Genomic DNA, 21,063 nt, shown 5'->3' on the forward strand with positions numbered 1-21,063 from the left:
GGGGGAAGGGGGCGCGCATTATGAAGCACGCGGGCGCCGGTTCCAATCCCCAAGCAGCGCCTGCACCACCGATAAGGCGGCGATGGCGGCGGTTTCGGCCCTGAGGATACGTGGCCCCAGGCTGACCGGCACAGCGAAGGGCAGGCGGGCCAGCATGGCCCGCTCGCTGTCGTCGAAGCCGCCCTCGGGGCCGGTCAGCACCGCCAGCGGCCCCGGTTGCAGGTTGTTCAAGGCCTGATTGATGGGGGCGCCGCCACCGCTTTCATCCAGGAACACAAGCGGGCGGGCCGCATCCCAGCCGGCCAGCGCCTTGGCCAAATCCGTCGGCTCGCGCATTTCCGGCACGCTCAGGCGTTCGCATTGCTCCGCCGCCTCGACCATATTGGCGGCCAGACGGTCGGTGTTGACCCGGCTCATCACCGTGCGGTGGGTGAAGACCGGCCACAGGGCCGAGATGCCCAGTTCGGTGGCTTTTTCCGCCACCAGATCGATGCAATCCTTTTTAATGGGGGCGGCCAGCAGCCACAGATCGGGCTCGGGCGTTTGCGGGCGGCTTTGGCTTTGCACCTGGAGGGTCACGCTGGCCTTGGCCACCTTGTCCAGACGGCCCCGCCATTCGCCGTCGCGGCCATTGAACAAGGCGACATCCTCGCCCGCTTTTACCCGCATGACGTTGGCAAGGTAGTGCGACTGGTCCTTGTCGAGGCCGATCAGGGTGTCGGCGGACAGGTCGTTGGCGACGAACAGGCGGATCACGGCGCCGGCTCCACCCGCAGGATAATGCCCTCGGCGCCGATCACCCTGACGCGGGAGCCGGTGGGCAGATCGGGGCCGGACACCTTCCAGGTGGCGTCGCCCAGGCGCATGCGGCCATAGCCGTCGAGGATGGGGGTGTCCAGGGTGTGGATTGTTCCCACCAACTGGGCGGCGCGCTTGTTGAGCAAGGGGGCGTCGCTGGCTGGGGTTTTCAGGCGTGCGTACAATTTGCGCCCGCCCACCGCCGCCAGCACGGTGAGGGCGGCGAAGATGCCAGCGTGGATTTCCCAGCCCAGGGACGGCGCCATATAGGCGACCATGCCGGTGAGAAAGGCCGCGATGCCCGGCCACAACAGATAGGTGCCGGGCAGCATGGCCTCGGCCCCGATCAGCAGGATGCCGGCGATCAGCCAATGCCAGAACACGGGCTGCATGGTCAGGCTCCGCTATTGGGCAGGCCGGTGCGGCGGGGTTTTTGCGCCGTTTCGGCCATGGCATCCTTGGCGATCTCGGCGATGCCGGCGACCGCGCCGATGATGCCCGATGCCTCCAGCGGCATCATGATCAGTTTCTGATTGGGGGCCGAGGCCACCTTCTCCAGCGCCGCCACATAGCGTTGGGCGATGAAGTAATTGACGGCGGTGGTTTCGCCGCCGGCCACCGCCTTCGACACCATTTCCACCGCCTTGGCCTCGGCCTCGGCCTCACGTTCACGCGCTTCGGCGTCGCGGAAGGCGGCTTCGCGCCGGCCCTCGGCCGCCAGGATCTGCGCCTGCTTCTGGCCTTCCGCCTTCAACACCTCGGCCTGACGCAGGCCTTCGGCTTCCAGCACGGCCGCGCGCTTGTCGCGTTCCGCCTTCATCTGCCGGGCCATGGAATCGACCAGATCGCGCGGCGGCGCGATGTCCTTGATCTCGATGCGGGTGACCTTGACGCCCCAGGGCTGGGTCGCCTCGTCGACCACGGTCAGCAGCTTGGTGTTGATCTGGTCGCGCTGGCTCAACAACTCGTCCAGGTCCATGCCGCCCATCACCGTGCGGATATTGGTCATGATCAGGTTCAAGGTCGCCACTTGCAGGTTGGAGACCTCGTACGCCGCCCGCGCGGTGTCGAGCACCTGGAAGAACACTACCCCGTCCACCGTCACCATGGCGTTGTCGCGGGTGATGATTTCCTGGCTGGGGACGTCGAGCACCTGCTCCATCACGTTGAGCTTGCGCCCGACGCGGTCGACCAGGGGAATGATCAGGTGCAGGCCGGGGGGCAGGGTGCGGGTGTAGCGGCCAAAGCGTTCGACGGTGAATTCATAGCCCTGCGGCACCACCTTGATGCCCATGAACACGATGATCAGGCCCAAAGCCACCAGGGCCAGGGCAAAGGCCGCCATTTCCATGATCATTCATCCCGCGTTGATTGCAACGGCAACCAGCTTAACCCCAACCGTCCCGGTTGTCGTTGACCAAGTGTTTCGGCCCAAGGCATAACCCTGGGACAGAAAACAAGGGGAAGCGGCATGCAGCGTATCGGCATCATCGGCGCGGGGGCTTGGGGCACCGCCTTGGCGGTCACCGCCAGACGGGCGGGGCGCGATGTGGTGATGTGGGCGCACGAGCCCGATGTGGTCGCCACCATCAACGCCACCCGTCGCAACCAGACCTATCTGCCCGACATGCATCTGGATTGTTGCATCCGCGCCACCACCGACATGGCCGACGCGGTCAACGCCGACGCGGTGTTGCTGGTGACGCCGGCGCAGCATCTGCGCGCCACCGCCCGTGCTCTGGCGCCTTTTTGGCGGCCAGGGGTGCCGGCGGTGATCTGCGCCAAGGGCATCGAGCAGGGCAGCGATTGCATGATGACCGAGGTGGTGCAGGCGGAACTGCCCGAAGCGCCGCAAGCGGTGCTGTCGGGGCCGACCTTCGCCATCGAGGTGGCGCGCGGCCTGCCCACCGCCATCACCCTGGCCTGCGCCGATGCGGTGTTGGGGGCCAAGCTGGTCGACGCCCTGGGCACCCCCAGCTTCCGCCCCTATCTGTCCACCGATCTGATCGGGGCCGAGATCGGCGGCGCGGTCAAGAACGTGCTGGCCATCGCCTGCGGCATCGTCGAGGGCAAGGGCTATGGCGACAATGCGCGGGCCGCCCTGATCACCCGCGGTCTGGCGGAAATGTCACGTCTGGCCCTGGCCAAGGGCGGGCGGGCGGAAAGCCTGATGGGGCTGTCGGGCATGGGGGACTTGATCCTGACGGCGTCGTCGGCGCAATCGCGCAATTATTCCCTCGGTCTGATGCTGGGCCAGGGCCGTCAACTGGCCGACATCCTGGCCGAACGCAAGGCGGTGACCGAGGGCGTGTGGTCGGCGGGCGCGGTGGTCGACATGGCCGCCCGTCTGGATATCGAGATGCCCATCTGTGCCGCCGTCGATTCCGTCTTGAATCGTTCCCGTCCGCTGGACGAGGCTATCACTCAATTGCTGTCGCGCCCGTTCAAGGCCGAAAGCCGGTAACCGGAGAAATCACATGGCCCTTTACATCATCACCTGCATCGACAAGCCCAATGCGTTGGAAGTGCGTCTGGCCAACCGTCAGGCCCATCTGGATTTCGCCAAGGATTGGTGTGACCGCATGCTGGTCGGCGGCCCGCTTTTGTCCGACGACGGCGAGAAGATGCAAGGCTCCATGCTGATCCTGGACGTGGAAGACCGCGCCCAGGTGGATGAATTCATCCAAAACGACCCCTATGGCAAAGCCGGCCTGTTCGAAAGCGTCACCGTCCGCCGTTATAAGAAGGTTCTGCCCTGATGGCGTATTGGCTGGTCAAGTCCGAGCCGGGTGCCTGGTCGTGGGATGATCAGGTGCGCGACGGCGTAACCGCCTGGACCGGGGTGCGTAATTATCAGGCCAGCAATTTCCTCAAGGCGATGAAGCTGGGCGACCGCTGTTTCTTTTACCATTCGGTCAACGAAAAGCGCATCGTCGGCATCGTCGAGGTGGTGCGCGAAGCCTATCCCGATCCCACCGCCGACGATCCGCGTTGGGTCTGCCCCGATTTGAAGGCGGTCTGCGCCGTGCCCAACCCGGTCACCCTGGCCGATATCAAGGCCGACCCACGACTGGCCGAACTGCCGCTGATCCGGCAGTCGCGGCTGTCGGTGATGCCCATGGATGATGAAAGCTGGGTGCTGATCTGCGCCATGGCCAAGGTGACGCCGTGATCCTGTGCCGGCTTGACGATCTGGCCGATCCGGGGGCCAAGGGGCCGTTCGTGGTGGACTTGAACGGCGAGCGTAAGCAGGTTTTCGTCGTCCGTTATGACGGGCAGGTGCGCGGTTACCTCAATTCCTGTCCGCATGTGGGGGCGCCGTTGGAAATGGACCAGGACAAGTTCCTCGACCTGACCGGATCGGAAATCATCTGCGCCGTCCACGCCGCCCGCTTCGATCCGCTGACCGGTGATTGCACCTGGGGGCCGTGCCGGGGGCGGCGGCTGGTGCCGGTGGCACTGACCATCGAGGATGGGGCGGTGATATTGGCCAATTCCCCTAATCTTTCATAGTTGTGTCACATCATTGCGCGATTGCATCTGAAAAGAATCGGATCGTTGCGCGGCGGGGGTTGAGTCGGGAGCGGATTATGACCATAATTCCGGCCAGCATCGGGGAAACATGCCGCGTCGCACCAAAAAGGGGCGGCGTAAAACCAAACGAAGCATAAAATTTGGGAGACAACCTGACATGACCGAACTCTTTCCCGTTCCCGCCGAATTCGCCAAGCAAGCCCTGATCGACGAGAAGACCTACCAGGAATGGTATGCGCGCTCGGTCAACGATCCGGATGGCTTCTGGGGCGAACACGGCAAGCGCCTGGATTGGATCAAGCCCTACACCAAGGTCAAGGAAGTCTCCTACACCGGCGACGTCTCCATCAACTGGTTCGCCGACGGCACCTTGAACGTGGCTGCCAATTGCCTGGACCGTCACTTGGCCAAGCGCGGCGACCAGACCGCCATCATCTGGGAAGGCGACGACCCGAACGATTCCAAGCACGTCACCTATCGTGAGCTGCACGAGCAGGTTTGCCGCCTGTCCAACGTGATGACCGATCTGGGCGTCAAGAAGGGCGATCGCGTCACCATCTATCTGCCGATGATCGTGGAAGCCGCCGTCGCCATGCTGGCCTGCGCCCGCGTCGGCGCCATCCATTCCATCGTTTTCGGCGGTTTCTCGCCCGACGCCCTGGCCGGCCGTATCCAGGATTGCGACAGCTCGCTGGTCATCACCGCCGACGAAGGTCTGCGCGGTGGCCGCAAGGTGCCGCTGAAGGCCAATGTCGACAAGGCGCTGGAAACCTGCTGGTCGGTCAAGAACGTCCTGGTGGTCAAGCGCACCGGCGGCAACATCCACATGGTCACCGGTCGTGACCATTGGTACGAAGAGCTGACCGCCAAGGCCGGCGCCACCCACACCGCCGTGGAAATGAACGCGGAAGACCCGCTGTTCATCCTTTACACCTCGGGCTCGACCGGCAAGCCCAAGGGCGTGCTGCACACCACCGGCGGCTATCTGTGCTATGCCTCCATGACCCATCAGTACGTCTTCGACTATCATGAAGGCGACGTCTATTGGTGCACCGCCGACGTGGGTTGGGTCACCGGCCACTCCTACATCGTCTATGGCCCGCTGGCCAATGGCGCCATCACCTTGATGTTCGAAGGCATCCCGACCTATCCCGACGCCTCGCGCTTCTGGCAGGTGGTCGACAAGCACAAGGTCAACATCTTCTACACCGCGCCGACCGCCATCCGTTCGCTGATGCGCGAAGGCGAGGAAATGGTCAAGAAGACCAGCCGGTCCAGCCTGCGTCTGTTGGGTTCGGTGGGCGAGCCCATCAACCCGGAAGCTTGGCTGTGGTACCACCGCGTCGTCGGCGACAACCGTTGCCCGATCGTCGACACCTGGTGGCAGACCGAAACCGGCGGCATCCTGATCACGCCGTTGCCGGGTGCCACCGCGCTGAAGCCCGGCTCGGCCACCCGTCCGTTCTTCGGCGTCAAGCCGGTGATGGTCGATGCCGAAGGCAAGGTGCTGGAAGGCGCCGTCGAAGGCAATCTGTGCTTGGCCGAACCCGGTTGGCCCGGCCAGATGCGCACCATTTTCGGTGACCACAAGCGCTTCGGCGAAACCTACTTCTCCACCTATCCCGGCTACTACTTCACCGGTGACGGCGCCCGTCGCGATGAGGACGGCTATTACTGGATCACCGGTCGCGTCGATGACGTGATCAACGTGTCCGGTCACCGCATGGGCACCGCCGAGGTGGAATCCGCCCTGGTCGCCCATCCCAAGGTGGCCGAGGCCGCCGTGGTCGGTTACCCGCACGAGATCAAGGGCCAGGGCATCTATGCCTATGTCACCCTGATCCAGGGCGAAGAGCCGACCGAGGAACTGCGCAAGGAACTGGTGGCCTGGGTCCGTAAGGAAATCGGCCCGATCGCCAGCCCCGACCTGATCCAGTGGTCGCCGGGCCTGCCCAAGACCCGTTCGGGCAAGATCATGCGCCGCATTCTGCGCAAGATCGCCGAGAACGAGTTCGGCGCGCTGGGCGACACCTCGACCCTGGCCGATCCGACCGTGGTCGAAGACCTGATCGAAAACCGCATGAATCGCGGTTAAGCTCGATTGAAACGATCAAGGCCCGCCGGAAACGGCGGGCCTTTTTCTTTGCCGCTGGCGTATTGGCCCGGCTGTGCCTATGTTTAGAACGGTTTTTGAAGGAACGATCATTTGCTCGGGGAAGTCGCCGCCGTGTTTGCAGGAAGTTTGGCGCTGGCCATGGGTGGATTGGCCTTCTTTCAGCGCGACATGATCTATCACCCGGGCAAGGAACGCGTTGACCCCGCCGAGGCGGGGGTGCCGGAAATGGTGCAGGCGCGGATCACCACCCATGACGGTTTCATCAACACCGCCTGGTACGCGCCGCCGCGCGACCGCTATCAGCCCACCTTGGTCTATTTCCATGGCAATGCCGGTACGGTGGCCAATCGTGCCCACAAGGCCCGATTGTTCATGGATGCCGGCTTCGGCGTGCTGCTGGTGGGTTATCGCGGTTATGGCGGTAACGCCGGCTCGCCTTCGGAAGAGGGGTTGTACGCCGATGCCCGCGGTGCCTTGGGCTGGCTGATCAGCCGTGGTGTGCCACAAGGTCAGATCGTCCTTTACGGTGAATCCTTAGGCACCGGCGTGGCGGTGCAGATGGCCACCGAATTGCCCAATCTGGTCGGCGTGGTGCTGGAAGCCCCCTATACCCGCCTGCCCGATCTGGCCCCGGCCTATGTGCTGCCGGGCTTCGCCGAACTGGCCATGCTCGACCGCTTCGACAACCGCGCCAAGATCGGACAGATTCGGGCGCCGATGCTGATCGTGCACGGCGAGCAGGATGGAGTGGTGCCGGTCTCCATGGGGCGCGAGTTGAAGGAGCGCGCCCGTATGGGCGTTGAAGCCCATTTCATTGCTGCCGCCGGCCATAATGACCTGTACAGCCATGGTGCCGCTCAGATGGTGGTGGACTTCGTCCGTAAGCAGTTGGAACCCTAACCGACGCACACCCGGTTGCGGCCCTCGTTCTTGCCGCGATAGGCGGCGCGGTCGGCGGCTTCCACCAGGGCATCTTGCGACAAGGGCGCATCGGCGGTGGATTCAGCGATGCCGAAGGTGCCGGTAATGTGCAGTTTTTCCCCCGATTCGGGCAGGCACAAATCCTGCGCCTCGACCGCCAAACGCAAGGATTCGGCCAGATGCCGGGCGCCGATCAACTCGGTTTCCGGCAGCAGGATCAGGAATTCCTCGCCACCGAAACGGGCGACCAGATCGGTTTGGCGCACTTGCGCCCGCAGGGTCTTGGCGGTTTCACGCAAGACCATGTCGCCTGCCGGATGACCGAAACGGTCGTTGATCTGCTTGAAATGGTCCAGATCCATGGCCACCAGGGTCAGGGTTTTGCCCGAGCGGCGCTGGCGGTCCACTTCCTCCTCGAAGCGCTGGCGGAACTTGGTGCGGTTGGCCAAGCCGGTCAGCGGGTCGTGCAGCGCGGTTTGCTCCAACCTTTCGATCAGATCCTGGATCTTCACGTCGGCCATGTGCTTGTCGCTGACATCGATGAGAACGCCGCGAAAGCCGCCGTCGCCGGTGGGATAACCTGAAATCGACAGCCAGACGTCGCGGTTGTCGTCACGCCGCCGTGCCGCAGCGCTTTTGACCGGTTGGTTCAGCGATCCGTCGATCAGGGCGTGTAGCAGCGGATGTTCATGCGGGTCGAACAGATTGAGGATGGATTGGCCGATTGCGGCCTGATCGTCCAGTCCGATGACGCGTCTGAGGCCACGGGCGAAGCGGAAACAGCCGCGCGGGTCCAGTTCGAACACGGTGATCACCGCATGGGCGAGCACCTCGTCCATCAGGTCGAGGGTTTCGGCCAAGCGCTGAGCGGCGCGGCGGATATCGGTGATGTCGGTATAGGTGGTGACGAAGCCGCCATCGATCATGGGGCGGCCGAACACCTCGATGATGGTGCCGTCGGGCAGGCTGCGTTCGAACCGGTGTTCCTGGAACAGGCGCGCCAGGGCAACGCGCTCGCGCACCAGTTCCGCTGGGTCGCCGGGGCCGTAATCGCCGCGTTCGGCGACAAAGCGGATGGCGATCTCATAGGGCACCACCTGACCGGGCGGCATTACCGTTTCCGGGATGCCGAGCAGCCGGGTGAAGGCGGAATTCCACACCACCACGTCAAGCGCCGAATCGATCACCGTCACCCCTTGCGGCAGGTGTTCGATCACCGAACGCAGATGCAGGCGGTTGCGTTCCGACTCGGCCATGGCCGCCTTCAGCGCCTCTTCCGCCTGTCGTCGGGCGGTGACGTCGGTATAGATACTGACGAAGCCGCCATTGGGCAGCGGTGCGCCGCGAATTTCCAAAACGGTGCCGTCGATACGGGTCCGTTCAAACACGTGGTGGGTGGGGTGGCGGGCTTGCTCCAGCCGAGGCGCTACCAGATCATCCACCGCGCCGGGGCCGTATTCGCCGCGGCTGGCGTTATAACGCAGCAGATCGGCCAGATTGGGCAGGCCATGGGCGAACAGGCTTTTGGGGAAGTCCAGCAATTCCTGCAGTTTTTTGTTGCAGGCCAGCATGTTCAACTCGGCGTCGAACATGGAAATGGCGCCGGGCATGTTCTCGATAATGGTGCGTAACGCCGTACGCGACGAAATGTCGCGCATGGTCACCGCCCGCCATGGGCCGGCGGGAGCCATGGACAATTCCAGCGGCAGCGGGATGCCGCCGCCGCCGATGCCGGAAACCTCGACCAAGTGCTCGGGATTATCCAGCAAGGGCCAGTGCGGCGGGATGATCAATTGCCGCAGGCTGCGGCCCTGCAAGGCCGATCGGTCCAGATGAAACAGGCGGCAGGCGGCACTATTGGCGTAGACGATGATGTCGTCGCCATCGATGGCCAGCAGGGCCGAGGACGAATTGGCCACGGCATCGCGGAAGAAATCTCCGCCCACCACCGCATCGGCCCTTCCATCGCCCTGGTCATCCATTGCGCCTATGTCCCTCGATCTAAGCCCTTGGTTGAGTGAGCCTTCATCATGGTGTGCTTGGCGGTGTTTGCCTAGTGGTCAAAAGAACGGGTGATCGTTTATGCAAAGGGATAGGGATGGGGTCATGAAAAAAGGGCGCCCCGTTGTCAGGGCGCCCCTTGATCGTCACAGAGTGTTCGATCAGCTCAGGCTGTCGCAGAACCGCTTGATGCGTTCGCAGGCCTGCTGCAACGCCTCGGTCGAGGTGGCGTAGGAGATGCGGAAGTAAGGCGACAGGCCGAAGGCCTCGCCCTGGACCACGGCGACGCCTTCGCCTTCCAGCAGATAGGTGGCGAAATCACCGTCCGAGCTGATCACCTTGCCGTCGCTGGTCTTCTTGCCGATCACGCCGGCGCAGGACGGATAGACATAAAAGGCGCCTTCCGGCGTGCGGCAGGTCAGGCCCTTGCACTCGTTCAACAGCTTGACCACCAGATCGCGCCGCGCCTTGAAGATCTCCTGGTTCTTCGGGATGAAGTCCTGGGTGCCGTTCAGGGCCTCGACCGCCGCCGCCTGGCTGACGGTGGCGGTGTGGGTCACCGACTGCGACTGGATCATGTTGATGGCTTTGATGAGCGGCAGCGGACCGGCGGCATAGCCGACGCGCCAGCCGGTCATGGCATAGGCCTTCGACACGCCGTTCATGGTCAAGGTGCGGTCGTACAGGCTGGGTTCGACCTGGGCCGGGGTGCAGAACTTGAAGCCGTCATAGACCAGATGCTCGTACATGTCGTCGGACATGATCCATACATGCGGGTGCTTGACCAACACGTCGGTCAGCGCCTTCATCTCGTCCCACGAATAGGCGGCGCCGGTGGGGTTGGACGGCGAGTTCAGCACCAACCACTTGGTCTTGGGGGTGATGGCGGCTTCCAGGTCGGCGGCCTGCAGCTTGAAGCCCTTGTCTTCCGGACAGGCGATGAATTTCGGCACGCCGCCGAACATCAGGGCGATGTCCGGGTATGACACCCAATAGGGCGCGGGGACGATGACTTCGTCGCCGGGATTGATGGTGGCCATGAAGGCGTTGAAGATCACGCCCTTGCCGCCGACGCCGACGGTGACCTGATCGACAGTGTAGTCCAGGCCGTTCTCGCGCTTGAACTTGGCGACGATCGCCTTGCGCAATTCGACGGTACCGGCGGGCGGGCCGTACTTGGTGGCGCCCTTGTCCAGCGCGGTTTTGGCGGCGGCCTTGATGTTGTCGGGGGTGTCGAAATCGGGCTCGCCCGCACCCAATCCGATGACGTCGCGGCCGGCGGCTTTCAGCTCGGCGGCCTTTTGCGTCACGGCGATGGTCGGAGACGGCTTGATGGCCGACAGCCTGTCAGCGATGAACGGCATGGTGTTCCCCATGAATTGAAGAGAAATCAAGACGCCGAAAGTACTTGCGCCGGACTGCCAGTGCAAGCGGGATCACAGCCGCGGCGCGATGGACGTGCGGTTGACTTTTCCAGCACCACCGCCGCCGCCGACCAATGTTCGTGACCGTCGAAATGAATGGCCCGGGTGGTCAGCCGGCAATGCCAGCCGGGCAGGCGGATGTGATCGACGCAATCGGCCAGCCGCGCCAGCCGGTCTTGCAAGATGGCGCCGCCCTTGGCCCGGTTGCCGCCGATCAAGGTGCTGCTGAAGGCGACCATGCCCAGTTGGAATGACGCCCCCGGCGCCGCCAAGGTGGTGCGCAGCCGTTCCACGTCGGCGGCGATCTTGCCCCAGCCATCCACATTGCGCTTGATCTCGACGATGGCGTGGGGTTGCGGCGTGCCGCGATAAACCAGCAAATCGGCGCGGCGGCCGGTGGCGGTGCGGGCCGGGCGGCGCTGATTGCCTGGGCAGGCCTCGCGCAGGGCGTCGGCCAGGCGGAACTCGGGCCAGACGGTCAGAGGCGCGCACCATTCCCAGATGGATTGGGCGACAGAAACAGTCAGCAGGTATTCGGGCGCCCAAGCAAAATAGCCGCCATCGCGGGTCCAGGTGGCGTAAGTCTGGCGAGCGTCGGCCACCCCGGAAAGCACAGCGTTGACGAGGGCCGTGTTGGTGCCGGTGGTCATGGGGAGCCTCTCCATTAAACAATGTAATGATTCTGGGTAAATGCATACAAAGGTTGTCCGGTCGAAATCAAGTGTCAAATCCCGTAATCATGCAATTATCCTATGCCATATTCCCTCAATGATTGAAAAGATCGGCATCTTGCATCATTGCGATGATGGCTGTGCGTATACGCAAGTATCTATCACGGGTTTCGGCGACTCAATTCGTTGACGCCCAATGGTGTGAAAGGCTATCTTCGCTGCGCCGCAACATACCCCCGGTTGGAGGAATTCAAGATGGCCAGCAAGCAGGCAGAGCAGCTTTTTGACTTCGACATCAGCAAGTATATGGGCGACTTCAAGGTTCCCGGCGTTGACGTGGAAACCCTGGTCGGCAGCCAGCGCAAGAACATCGAAGCGCTGACCCAAGCCAACAAGCTGGCCTATGACGGCCTGCAGGCGGTGCTGAAGCGTCAGGTTGAAATCCTGCGCCAGACCATGGACGAAGTGGCCGTGGTGTCCAAGGACATCGCCGAGCCCGGCAACCCCCAGGACAAGGCGGCCAAGCAGGCCGAACTGGCCAAGGAAGCCTTCGAGCGTTCGTTGTCCAACATGCGCGAACTGGCCGAGATGATCGCCAAGGCCAATAACGAAGCCTTCGAGCTGCTGAACCGCCGCTTCACCCAGAACCTGGATGAAATGCGCGACGTGTTCGTCAAGGCCTCGAAGAAGTAAGCTTCGTGCCCCAGCGTGCGGCCGCCTTGCCCCTGGCAATGGCGGCCGTTTTCGTTTGACCAAGGTCACAGCCCTTTGCGAAATCGTCGCATTATAAAAATTCTAGGCTGTGATGGCGACCGTGACTGGGGTAGCTTGCAGCCGGTCCTTGCCTGGGGTAAGCAAAACCCATGATCCAGATAAACTCTTTGACCCACACCTATCCGGGCAGCCGTAAGCAGGCGCCGCGCACCGCGCTCGACAATCTGTCGCTGTCGGTGCGGGAAGGGGAATTCGCCATTTTGTCCGGTCCCAACGGATCGGGTAAATCCACCTTGTTCCGCATCCTGTGCGGGTTGGCCCTGCCCAGTTCGGGTGCCGTGTGCATCGGCGGCATCGATCTGCTGACGCAGCCGGAAAAGGTGCGGCGCATCCTGGGGGTGGTGTTCCAAAACCCGGCGGTGGACAAGCATCTCAGCGTCATCGAGAACTTGCGCATCCATGCCGATCTCTATGGCATCAAGGGTGGTGATTTCAGCCGCCATTGCGACGAGGCGCTGGGCTGGACCGATCTGGCCGACCGTCTGGACCAGCGGGTGGAAACCCTGTCCGGCGGCTTGGCCCGGCAGGTGGAACTGGCCAAGGTGCTGATGACCCGCCCGCAAGTGCTGCTGCTGGACGAGCCGACCACCGGTCTGGACCCGGCGTCGCGGCGCAATTTCCTCGCCGCCTTGCAAAAGGTCCAGCGGGACCGCGGCATCACCGTGCTGATGACCAGCCACGTGTTTTCCGAGGCCGAGGACGTGGACCGCGTCGCCATCATGCGCGACGGCAAGTTGCTGGCCTTCGATTCGCCGCAGGCGTTGAAGGCGATGATCGGCACCGAGATGGTGGTGGTCCAACCCATGGGCGATGCCGAGGAACTGGCCGCCATCCTACGGGCCGAGCTGGGGCTGGCGGTGCGTCGCCACGGCGATGAATTGCGCTTGGAAGAGACCGAGAACGGCGAAGGCCTGCCCATGCTGGAAAGCATCCTGGAGCGTTGGCGCGACCGGATCAAATCCATCTCCATCAAGCAGCCCGATCTGGAAGACGTGTTCGTCCACGTTACCGGTCGTGCCGTCCCCGAACATGCCGTCCATAAGGAGTTGCCGCGATGATGGCCGTCGCCTTCAGCCTGGCCAAGCGCGAATTCACCCGGTTCGCCCGCCAGCCGCAGCGGGTCATCGGTGCGGTGGCCCAGCCCCTAATGTTCTGGCTGTTCCTGGGCGCCGGCATGGGCACCAGCTTCCGCCCCGCCGGGCTGGAGCAGATCAGCTACCTGGAATATTTCTATCCCGGCGTCATGGTGATGATGCTTTTGTTCGCTTCCGTGTTCGCCTGCATCACCATCATCGAGGACCGCGACGCCGGCTTCCTGCAAGGGGTGCTGGTCGCCCCGGTCAGCCGTATGGCCATCGTGCTGGGCAAGGTGTTCGGCGCCACCGCCATCGCCTTGGTGCAGGTGTTGCTGTTCACCATCGCCGCCCCCTTCCTCGGGCTGAAGCTGTCGCTGTTCGGCGTCGTGCTGCTGCTCGTGGGCTTCATCCTGACCAGTGTCGGTTTCGCCGGTCTGGGCTTTTTCCTGGCCTGGGGCATGCGCTCGACCTCGGCCTTCCACGCCATCATGATGGTGTTCCTGATGCCGTTGTGGATGCTGTCCGGCGCCTTGTTCCCCATTTCCGGCGCGCCCGGCTGGATGAACGTGGTCATGCTGGTCAACCCGGTGTTCCATGCGCTGGAAATCATCCGGGCGCCGTTCTATGGCGGTGGTCTGAACCTGCTGGGCCAGCCAGCTTATCTGCTGTCGCTGGCGGTGGTGGTGGCCTGGGCCGGGCTGTCGCTGCTGGGCTCCATGCGCCGGGTGTCGCGGCGCGAAGTCGGGGTGTAGCCGGAACGGCTATTCCACCGGCTCATAGCGGATTTCGATGATTTCCAGCGTCTCCATGCCGCCGGGGATGCGCAGTTGCACCACGTCGCCCTCGTAGGCCTTCATCAGGGCGCGGGCGATGGGGGCGATCCAGGAAATGCGGCCCTTTTCCAGATTGGCTTCGTCGATGCCGACGATGGTCACCGTCTTTTCCTCGCCCTTGGAATTGGCATAGGTGATGGTGGCACCGAAAAACACCTGATCCTTGTTGGTCTGCAAGGTGGGGTCGACGACGCGGGCGGCTTCCATGCGCTTGGTCAGAAAGCGCATACGGCGGTCGATCTCGCGCAGGCGCTTCTTGCCATAGATGTAATCGCCGTTTTCCGAGCGGTCGCCGTTGCCGGCCGCCCACGACACGGTTTCCACCACCTTGGGCCGGTCGACGCGGACCAGTTGGTTGAACTCGTCGCGCAAGGCCTGCAAACCCTTGGGGGTGATGTAATTGGGTGAGCCCTTGGGAATAGGGGTCGCCCCTTCCGGCAGGTCGTCGTCGTCTTGGTCGGATTCGCGGGTAAAGGCCTTACTCATCCATCACTTCTTTCTGCAAACGCTGACTGAGCGGGCCGGGTTGACCGTCGCCGATGGACCGTCCGTCCAGGGTGACCATGGGCCGGACCGATAGGGCATTGGTCAAGAACACTTCACGCGCCGCCCGCAAATCATCGGCGCTGATACTGCGCTCCAGCGCCACCATGGAGCGCAGCAATTCTGCGCGCCGGATGCCGGGCAGGGCGCCGTCGGCCACTGGCGGCGTTACCAAGATGCCGTCGGCGCCGACCACGAACAGATTGGCGATGGTGGTTTCGGCGACAAATCCGTCGGTGTTCAGCAGCACCGCTTCATCGGCATTGTTGTCGGCGGCTTCCTGGCGGGCCAGGATATTGTCAAGGTAACTCAAAGATTTGCAGCGCGACAGCGGCGAGTGGGCATTGCGGCGGACCGATGTGGCGATGATGGCCCGGGCCGGCGGCAGGGCGGGCGGAAGCAGCCCGGCGGTGATCAAGACGGTGGGGGTGGTGGGCTGGGGCGGCAATAGGCCGCGCTGGCCGGGGCCGCGGCTGACGGTCAGGCGCAAGGTGCCGTGTTCCAGGCCATTGGCGGCGATCACCCGGTCGAGGGCGTTCCTCAGATCATCGATGGACGGCAAGGGGAGACGCAAGGTGGTGGCGCCGTCGCCGAGACGGCGCAGATGACCGCCCAGGCGCAGCGGCTGACCGTGGCTGACCTTGATGGTCTCGAACAGGCCGTCGCCCAGGGTGAAGCCGCGATCGGCGGGGCTCAGACCCGCCTGTTCGGGGCTGAGGATGTCACCGTTGAGGTACAGCTTCATGGGCTTTCTCCCGCCAGCGCCGCCAGGATGGGCGCGGCCTTGACCGTGGTTTCGTCATACTCGGCGGCAGGATCCGACAAGGCGGTGATGCCGCTGCCGGCATGGATGACGGCCATGCCATCCTTGCAGGCGGCGATGCGGATGGCCACCGCCAGATCCATGGCGCCATCATCGCCAAACCAGCCATAGGCGCCGCAATAGGGGCCGCGCGGCGCGCTTTCCAGTTCGGCGATGATTTCCATGGCGCGGAGCTTGGGGGCGCCGGTGACCGAACCGGGGGGGAAGCACGCCGCCAGCAGATCGGCAGCCCCCAGGCCCGGACGCATCTGGCCGGTGACGACGGAGACCAGATGATGGACGGCGGGATAGGTTTCCAACGCCATGCGTTGGGGCGCCTTGACGCTGCCCACCTGACAGACGCGGGACAGGTCGTTGCGCATCAGATCCAGGATCATCAGGTTTTCCGCCCGATCCTTGTCGCTGGCCACCAGTTGGGCGGCCAGGGCGGCATCTTCGGCGGCATCACGGCCGCGCGGACGGGTGCCCTTGATCGGGCGGGCCTCGACCACTCCGTCCGCCGCCAGGGATAAAAAGCGTTCCGGCGACACCGAGGCCAACTGACACTTGCCGCCGGTGATGAAGGCGGCGAACGGTCCCGGCGCCAAGGCCCGCATGCGCCGGTACAAGGTGAAGGGTGGCAGGGCGTCGGGCAGGGCCGCGGTGAAGCGTTGCGCCAGATTGGCCTGAAACACGTCGCCGGCCCGGATATATTCGATTACCCGGGTGATGTCGGCCTGATATTGGCGGGGGCTGAGATCGGCCTGGGCTTGGGTTGTCGCCCGCCACTCCAGCTTGGGCAGAGGCGGGGCGGCCAGCAGGCGGTCGCGCAGGCGGTGGGCGGCCTTGGTCTCCCCCACCACCCAGGCTTGACCGGTTCGGTGATCGAAGCTGGCGACGGCGTCGAACACGCCGAGCATTGCGGCGGGAAAGGCCGGGCCGGCGCTCCGATGGGCCGGCAGGCGTTCCAGGTGACGGCCCAGATCATAACCCAGCCAGCCGGCGATGCCGCCTTGGAACGGCGGCAGGCCGGGTACGGCCTCGCCCCGGCGGGCGCGCAAGGACTGCGCCAGCCAGGGGAATGGGTCATCGGCGCCGCCGATCAGATGATCGACCGGGTCGGCGGCGATATAGGAATAGCGGGATCGGGGGTCGCCCCCGGCGGCGCTGTCCAGCAGCACCGCCAGGGGATCGTCCGCCAAAGGGGCAAACAGGGCGACCGCATCGGTCGCCGGCAGATCAAGAACCGTCCGCCGCACCGTCAAAACATGCTGGCGAGCACGCGGTCCGGTGGGTTGTGGCCGTCGGCGAAGGTCTTGATGTTGATGATGACCTTTTCGCCCATGTCCATGCGGCCTTCGATGGTGGCCGAGCCCAGATGCGGCAGCAGCACCACGTTGTCCAGACCCAACAGCTTGGGATTGACCGCCGGCTCGTGCTCGAACACGTCCAGGCCGGCCCCGGCCAACTCGCCGCGGCCCAGCATGCGGGTCAGGGCGTTTTCATCGACGATCTCGCCACGCGAGGTGTTGATGACATAGGCGTGCGGCTGCAACAGGGCCAGACGACGGGCCGACAGCAGATGGAAGGTGGCCGGGGTGTGCGGGCAATGGACGGTGACCACGTCCATGCGGGCCAGCATCTGGTCCAGGCTTTCCCAATAGGTGGCCTCGAGCTCGGCTTCCAGCTCGGGGTGCAGGCGCTTGCGGTTGTGGTAGTGGATGGACATGCCGAAGGCCTTGGCCCGGCGGGCGACGGCCTGACCGATGCGGCCCATGCCGATGATGCCCAGGCGCTTGCCCCAGATGCGGTGGCCCAACATATGGGTGGGGCTCCAGCCGTTCCACTTCTCCGACCGGAGCAGACGTTCGCCCTCGGCCAGCCGGCGGGGCACGGCCAGGATCAGCGCCATGGTCATGTCGGCGGTGTCTTCGGTCAGCACGCCCGGCGTGTTGGTGACGGTGACCGAACGTTGGCGCGCGCTGGCCAGATCGATGTGATCGACGCCGGTGCCGAAATTGGCGATCAACTTCAGATTGGGGCCAGCCTGCGACAGGATGGCGGCGTCGATGCGATCGGTGATGGTGGGCACCAGCACGTCGGCGGTTTTCACCGCCTCGATCAGATCGGCCTTGCTCATCGGCTTGTCATCCAGATTAAGCCGCGTGTCGAACAGCTCCATCATCCGTGTTTCGATGGCGTCGGGCAGCTTGCGGGTGACGACGACGAGGGGCTTCTTTTGTGGCATTTGAATTATCTCCTCCCGGGACCCCAGTTAACTTCACGACCTAGCAAGACCTGACGGTCTTGTCCAGCGATGCTTTCATGCGCCCATGCGCTTTCGCCCCGAACCCGGTTTCCCATTACCTTGACCGGGTGGGCGCATCACCCCCTATAATGCCCGAGAGGCTTTGCTTCAAGGAGTGGAATTTCGCATGGTTCGGGTTCGGGGGGCTGGTTTTGCGGTGGCGCTCTTGCTTTGGGGGCTGGTGCCCGCCCAAGCCGGCGAGACCAGCGGCTTGCCCCTGCCGCGTTTCGTATCGCTGAAATCGGACGAGGTGAATTTGCGCGCCGGCCCCGGCGTGCGCTATCCCATCGACTGGATCTACCTGCGCAAGGATCTGCCGGTCGAGGTGGTGGCCGAGTTCGAGGCCTGGCGCAAGATCCGCGATTGGGAAGGGGCTGAGGGCTGGGTCCATCAATCCATGCTGTCGGGACGGCGCATGATGGTGGTCATCGGCGGCCAACCCCATATGCTGCGCGCGACCGATGCCGATTCCGCCGATCCGGTGGCCCAGGTGGCCCCTGGCGCCTTGGGCCGTCTGGTCAATTGCCCGCGCAACCGCGATTTCTGCCGCGTCGAGCTCAATCAGACCCAAGGCTGGTTGCGCCGCGACCAGATGTGGGGCGTCTACAAGGGCGAGTGGCTGGAATAATCGTTCGTGAAAAAGTCCCTCGAGCGAAGCGAAGGACTTATTTACGAGTAGCTGGAATAACCCACGCGCCAGCCCTTGGCGCGGAACCAGCGGGCCAGCACAACGGTGACGCAGATGGCCAGCCACGATCCGGCCACCGCGTCCGACAGCCAATGCACGGTGGTGGCGACCCGGCTGGCGGCGACCAGGACGGCGATGCTCAGCCACAGGGCCGCGTGCCGGGGGAAGATCACCATCAACGCGGTCATGGCGGCGAAACCGGCCTGGGAATGCCCCGACGGGAACGAGTTCATCCCCCAGTGGGTATTGAACGGCTCGAAGCCGTACAGCCCCTGCTCGAACCAATAGCGCGGGCGCATTCGGCCCAGGCTGGTCTTGATGGCGTTGCTGATCAGGCCCGAGGTGGCCATGGACAGGAACAGGAAGCCCGGCGCCACCGCCCATTGCCGCCAGCGGGCGCGGGCTTGTGGCGAAGGCGCCCGCCACGCCGCCAGCATCAGCAGCAAAAACAGGATGCCGGCGGGGATCAGGTAAAGCTGTGCCTCGCCCAGGCGGGTGACGATCTTGAAAAAACCCTCGATCTCGCCGGTGATGGTGGCCTTCAGCCACGCCGCCACCGGGCGGTCAAAGGCCAGCATGGACAGGGCGCAATAAAGCGAGACATAGAAGGTGCCCCAACTCAACGGATGGCAGCGGATCCGCTCGCCATGGGCCGCCAGCCGGGCACGCAGGCCGGCGCTGCGTGTCCAGCTTTGCTCGGCCCACAATTCCACCCCTTCCCAGGCGATGGCGACGCGTTCCAGCAGGGTCAGCACGCCACGCTTCATGGCGCCATCGCCCCCAGCACCGCCAGGCTGGCCCGTTTGCCGCGCGAATAGTTGAAGCCGTCGAGGATGGCGAAGGCCTCGACCTTGACGCCGTTTTCGCCGATGCGGGCATCGAAGGCGGCTTGCTGGCGCGATTCCACCAGCACCAGGGCGCCGGGATTGGCCTTCAGGTAATCGGCGGCGCCGGCGCCATCGGTGAATTTGGTCTGGGTGCCCAGCCAGAACACCAGCGACGGCTCGGAATAGCCGGCGGCAGCCACCGGCACGTTGGAACCGATGCTGCCGACCACCTGGGCGGCGCTCCGCGACAGGAAGGCCTTGTCCAGGCTGGGCAGCACGCCGTTGAAGAGGGCCGGATAGGTGGCGGCGGCGGTCAGGGCCAGGGCCAGACCGGCCTGGACCATGGCGCCGCGCCAGGCCAGGATGGCCGGGATCAGGGTGGCGGCGACGATGGCCAGGGCCGACACCACGTTGACGATGCCGAAACCGTTGCCGAAATACATGGGCAGGGCGATGCAGGCGGCGGCCAGGATCAGGCCGATGGCGCACCAGACCACGTACCAGAGTTTCGCCGCCTTGTGGCGGAAGGCTTCCAGCCCTTCCACCGTCAGGGCGCCGGCCATCAGCGCCAGGGCCGGGAAGGCCGGCAGCACGTAATGGGGCAGCTTGGTCGGGATGATCTCGAACATCAGCCAGGTGGGCAAGGCCCAGGCCAGCAGCACGCGGAAGGCCAGACGCTGGCGTTGCGCCCACAGCCGGGTGACCACCGGGGCCAAAAGCAGCGAACCGGGCCAGAACAGCACCACCGACAGGGCCAGATACAGGCCGGGGAAGCCGCCATGGCTCTCATGGGCGCCCAACAGCTTGGGCAACAGGTCGCCCTTGACCGCCTCGCCGACGAAGGCGCCGCCGGTGGCCTGGGAAACGGCCACGAACCACGGTGCGGCGATAGCGGCGGCGACCACCGTGCCCAACACCGGCTTCATGGAATTGAGCCAGCGCAGATTGCGGTCGGCGATCCCTAAGGCAGCGATGGTCAGCAGGCTGATCACGGGGACCACCGGCCCCTTGATCAGGATGGCGACGCCCTGGACCAGCCAGAAGATCAGCGCTTCGGTCAGGCCGGGGCCTTTGACGTCGATGCGCGGGCCGGGGGTGGAGCAGCCACCGCCGCCAGACGAGCATGAGCCGCCGGAACTCGCCCCGCCGCTGGCCATGTCGCGGGCACGGCCCAGGATGTAGAAGCGGGCCAGGATGCCCTGGGCCGCCACCGTGCACAAAAGCAACAGTGCGTCGGTCTTGGCCTGATGGGCCTCGCTGGTCAGCATCAGCGACGAGGCCAGCAAGATGGCGCCCAACAGGGCCGGGCGCTCGCCGATCAGGGATTTACCGAAAACGAAGGTCAGGATCACTGCCGCCCAGGCCGCCAGCAGCGACGGCAGGCGATAGGGCCAGGTCTGGGTCGAGGCCGGATGCGACAGGGTATCGACGCTGAGGGCTTGCAGCCAATAGGCCCCCGCCGGTTTCTTCGCCCGCATCTCATCCTGGAACTGGATGCGGATGTAATCATGACTTTCCAGCATCTGCCGGGTCGCCTGCATGAAGCGCGATTCGTCGCGGTCCATGGGCGGCAGGCTGGACAGGCCGGGCAGGAAGATCATCAGGCAGAACAGGGACAGCAGCAGATAGGGGCGGAAGCCGCCGGTCAATCGATCCACGGGGTACATCCTTGGCGGGTCAGAACCTTGGCGCCTGTTCTACACCAGAAGCGGGCGGCGAAAAAACAAAACCCCTCTCTGGACCAGAG

At 64.4% G+C, this 21,063-nt stretch carries 22 protein-coding genes; 10 read left to right on the forward strand and 12 right to left on the reverse strand.

From position 1 onward, the window contains the following. Nucleotides 1-18: 18 nt before the first annotated feature. Genes MGMSRV2_RS19220 through MGMSRV2_RS19230 form a run of 3 tightly spaced genes read right to left on the reverse strand, consistent with a single transcriptional unit; the run spans nt 19 to nt 2,149 of the window. The gene (locus tag MGMSRV2_RS19220; RefSeq protein ID WP_024082052.1) at nt 19-756 is read right to left on the reverse strand and encodes a 16S rRNA (uracil(1498)-N(3))-methyltransferase; all 738 of its coding nucleotides are present in this window, start codon (nt 754-756) and stop codon (nt 19-21) included. Next, a complete protein-coding gene (locus tag MGMSRV2_RS19225; RefSeq protein WP_024082053.1) occupies nt 753-1,190 on the reverse strand; it encodes an NfeD family protein in 438 nt (145 codons plus the stop codon). The genes MGMSRV2_RS19220 and MGMSRV2_RS19225 overlap by 4 nt, the downstream gene beginning before the upstream one ends. 2 nt (nt 1,191-1,192) lie before the next feature. Next, a complete protein-coding gene (locus MGMSRV2_RS19230) occupies nt 1,193-2,149 on the reverse strand; it encodes an SPFH domain-containing protein (protein WP_024082054.1) in 957 nt (318 codons plus the stop codon). Nucleotides 2,150-2,269: 120 nt separating this feature from the next. Here MGMSRV2_RS19230 and MGMSRV2_RS19235 point away from each other — a divergent pair, with 120 nt between their 5' ends. The 6 genes from MGMSRV2_RS19235 to MGMSRV2_RS19260 all read left to right on the forward strand — a co-directional run bounded on the left by MGMSRV2_RS19235 (nt 2,270) and on the right by MGMSRV2_RS19260 (nt 7,348). Further along, on the forward strand, nt 2,270-3,262 hold the full coding sequence (locus tag MGMSRV2_RS19235) for an NAD(P)H-dependent glycerol-3-phosphate dehydrogenase (RefSeq protein ID WP_024082055.1): 993 nt from the start codon (nt 2,270-2,272) through the stop codon (nt 3,260-3,262). 13 nt (nt 3,263-3,275) lie between these two features. Then, nucleotides 3,276-3,557: a YciI family protein gene (locus MGMSRV2_RS19240; RefSeq protein ID WP_024082056.1), complete on the forward strand. Its 282-nt coding sequence runs from the start codon at nt 3,276-3,278 to the stop codon at nt 3,555-3,557. Beyond that, the gene (locus MGMSRV2_RS19245) at nt 3,557-3,970 is read left to right on the forward strand and encodes an EVE domain-containing protein (protein ID WP_024082057.1); all 414 of its coding nucleotides are present in this window, start codon (nt 3,557-3,559) and stop codon (nt 3,968-3,970) included. The genes MGMSRV2_RS19240 and MGMSRV2_RS19245 overlap by 1 nt, the downstream gene beginning before the upstream one ends. Then, nucleotides 3,967-4,311: a Rieske (2Fe-2S) protein gene (locus MGMSRV2_RS19250; RefSeq protein WP_024082058.1), complete on the forward strand. Its 345-nt coding sequence runs from the start codon at nt 3,967-3,969 to the stop codon at nt 4,309-4,311. Before MGMSRV2_RS19245 ends, MGMSRV2_RS19250 begins: the two co-directional genes overlap by 4 nt. 178 nt (nt 4,312-4,489) lie before the next feature. After that, complete coding sequence (acs, locus tag MGMSRV2_RS19255) at nt 4,490-6,427, forward strand: acetate--CoA ligase (RefSeq protein ID WP_024082059.1); 1,938 nt, start codon at nt 4,490-4,492, stop codon at nt 6,425-6,427. 132 nt (nt 6,428-6,559) lie between these two features. After that, nucleotides 6,560-7,348, forward strand: a complete 789-nt coding sequence (locus MGMSRV2_RS19260) for an alpha/beta hydrolase (RefSeq protein WP_242410703.1) — start codon at nt 6,560-6,562, stop codon at nt 7,346-7,348. Here MGMSRV2_RS19260 and MGMSRV2_RS19265 read toward each other — a convergent pair. The 3 genes from MGMSRV2_RS19265 to MGMSRV2_RS19275 all read right to left on the reverse strand — a co-directional run bounded on the left by MGMSRV2_RS19265 (nt 7,345) and on the right by MGMSRV2_RS19275 (nt 11,444). After that, nucleotides 7,345-9,351, reverse strand: a complete 2,007-nt coding sequence (locus MGMSRV2_RS19265; RefSeq protein WP_024082061.1) for a PAS-domain containing protein — start codon at nt 9,349-9,351, stop codon at nt 7,345-7,347. The genes MGMSRV2_RS19260 and MGMSRV2_RS19265 overlap by 4 nt on opposite strands. Before the next feature lie 180 nt (nt 9,352-9,531). After that, the gene (locus tag MGMSRV2_RS19270) at nt 9,532-10,734 is read right to left on the reverse strand and encodes a pyridoxal phosphate-dependent aminotransferase (protein WP_024082062.1); all 1,203 of its coding nucleotides are present in this window, start codon (nt 10,732-10,734) and stop codon (nt 9,532-9,534) included. A 26-nt stretch (nt 10,735-10,760) separates the two neighbouring features. Further along, nucleotides 10,761-11,444, reverse strand: coding sequence for a hypothetical protein (locus MGMSRV2_RS19275; protein ID WP_024082063.1), 684 nt, complete (start codon nt 11,442-11,444; stop codon nt 10,761-10,763). Between the two features lie 276 nt (nt 11,445-11,720). Here MGMSRV2_RS19275 and MGMSRV2_RS19280 point away from each other — a divergent pair, with 276 nt between their 5' ends. From MGMSRV2_RS19280 to MGMSRV2_RS19290, 3 genes are all read left to right on the forward strand, one after another. Next, complete coding sequence (locus tag MGMSRV2_RS19280; RefSeq protein ID WP_024082064.1) at nt 11,721-12,158, forward strand: phasin family protein; 438 nt, start codon at nt 11,721-11,723, stop codon at nt 12,156-12,158. A gap of 170 nt (nt 12,159-12,328) precedes the next feature. Beyond that, entirely contained in the window at nt 12,329-13,297 is a 969-nt protein-coding gene (locus MGMSRV2_RS19285) for an ABC transporter ATP-binding protein (RefSeq protein WP_024082065.1), read from the forward strand. Further along, the gene (locus MGMSRV2_RS19290; RefSeq protein WP_024082066.1) at nt 13,294-14,067 is read left to right on the forward strand and encodes an ABC transporter permease; all 774 of its coding nucleotides are present in this window, start codon (nt 13,294-13,296) and stop codon (nt 14,065-14,067) included. The genes MGMSRV2_RS19285 and MGMSRV2_RS19290 overlap by 4 nt, the downstream gene beginning before the upstream one ends. Nucleotides 14,068-14,076: 9 nt before the next feature. On the opposite strand, the gene greB is transcribed toward MGMSRV2_RS19290, so the two are convergent. The 4 genes from greB to MGMSRV2_RS19310 are packed head-to-tail and all read right to left on the reverse strand — an operon-like array spanning nt 14,077 to nt 17,741. After that, nucleotides 14,077-14,634, reverse strand: a complete 558-nt coding sequence (gene greB / locus MGMSRV2_RS19295) for a transcription elongation factor GreB (RefSeq protein ID WP_024082067.1) — start codon at nt 14,632-14,634, stop codon at nt 14,077-14,079. After that, nucleotides 14,627-15,436: an aminotransferase class IV gene (locus MGMSRV2_RS19300; RefSeq protein WP_024082068.1), complete on the reverse strand. Its 810-nt coding sequence runs from the start codon at nt 15,434-15,436 to the stop codon at nt 14,627-14,629. The genes greB and MGMSRV2_RS19300 overlap by 8 nt, the downstream gene beginning before the upstream one ends. Continuing rightward, on the reverse strand, nt 15,433-16,752 hold the full coding sequence (pabB, locus tag MGMSRV2_RS19305) for an aminodeoxychorismate synthase component I (RefSeq protein ID WP_144084346.1): 1,320 nt from the start codon (nt 16,750-16,752) through the stop codon (nt 15,433-15,435). The genes MGMSRV2_RS19300 and pabB overlap by 4 nt, the downstream gene beginning before the upstream one ends. Before the next feature lie 2 nt (nt 16,753-16,754). After that, on the reverse strand, nt 16,755-17,741 hold the full coding sequence (locus MGMSRV2_RS19310) for a 2-hydroxyacid dehydrogenase (protein WP_024082070.1): 987 nt from the start codon (nt 17,739-17,741) through the stop codon (nt 16,755-16,757). Nucleotides 17,742-17,928: 187 nt separating this feature from the next. On the opposite strand from MGMSRV2_RS19310, the gene MGMSRV2_RS19315 reads away from it, so the two are divergent. Continuing rightward, entirely contained in the window at nt 17,929-18,429 is a 501-nt protein-coding gene (locus tag MGMSRV2_RS19315; RefSeq protein ID WP_024082071.1) for an SH3 domain-containing protein, read from the forward strand. A 41-nt stretch (nt 18,430-18,470) separates the two neighbouring features. Here the strand turns inward: MGMSRV2_RS19315 and MGMSRV2_RS19320 are convergent, their stop codons facing one another. Next, nucleotides 18,471-19,256 carry a phosphatase PAP2 family protein gene (locus MGMSRV2_RS19320; RefSeq protein WP_024082072.1) on the reverse strand — a complete coding sequence of 262 codons (786 nt, stop codon included), beginning with the start codon at nt 19,254-19,256 and terminating at the stop codon, nt 18,471-18,473. Then, nucleotides 19,253-20,974, reverse strand: coding sequence for an ArnT family glycosyltransferase (locus MGMSRV2_RS19325; protein ID WP_024082073.1), 1,722 nt, complete (start codon nt 20,972-20,974; stop codon nt 19,253-19,255). The genes MGMSRV2_RS19320 and MGMSRV2_RS19325 overlap by 4 nt, the downstream gene beginning before the upstream one ends. Nucleotides 20,975-21,063: the final 89 nt, after the last annotated feature.

This window comes from Magnetospirillum gryphiswaldense MSR-1 v2 (genome assembly GCF_000513295.1).
Lineage (GTDB): Bacteria > Pseudomonadota > Alphaproteobacteria > Rhodospirillales > Magnetospirillaceae > Magnetospirillum > Magnetospirillum gryphiswaldense.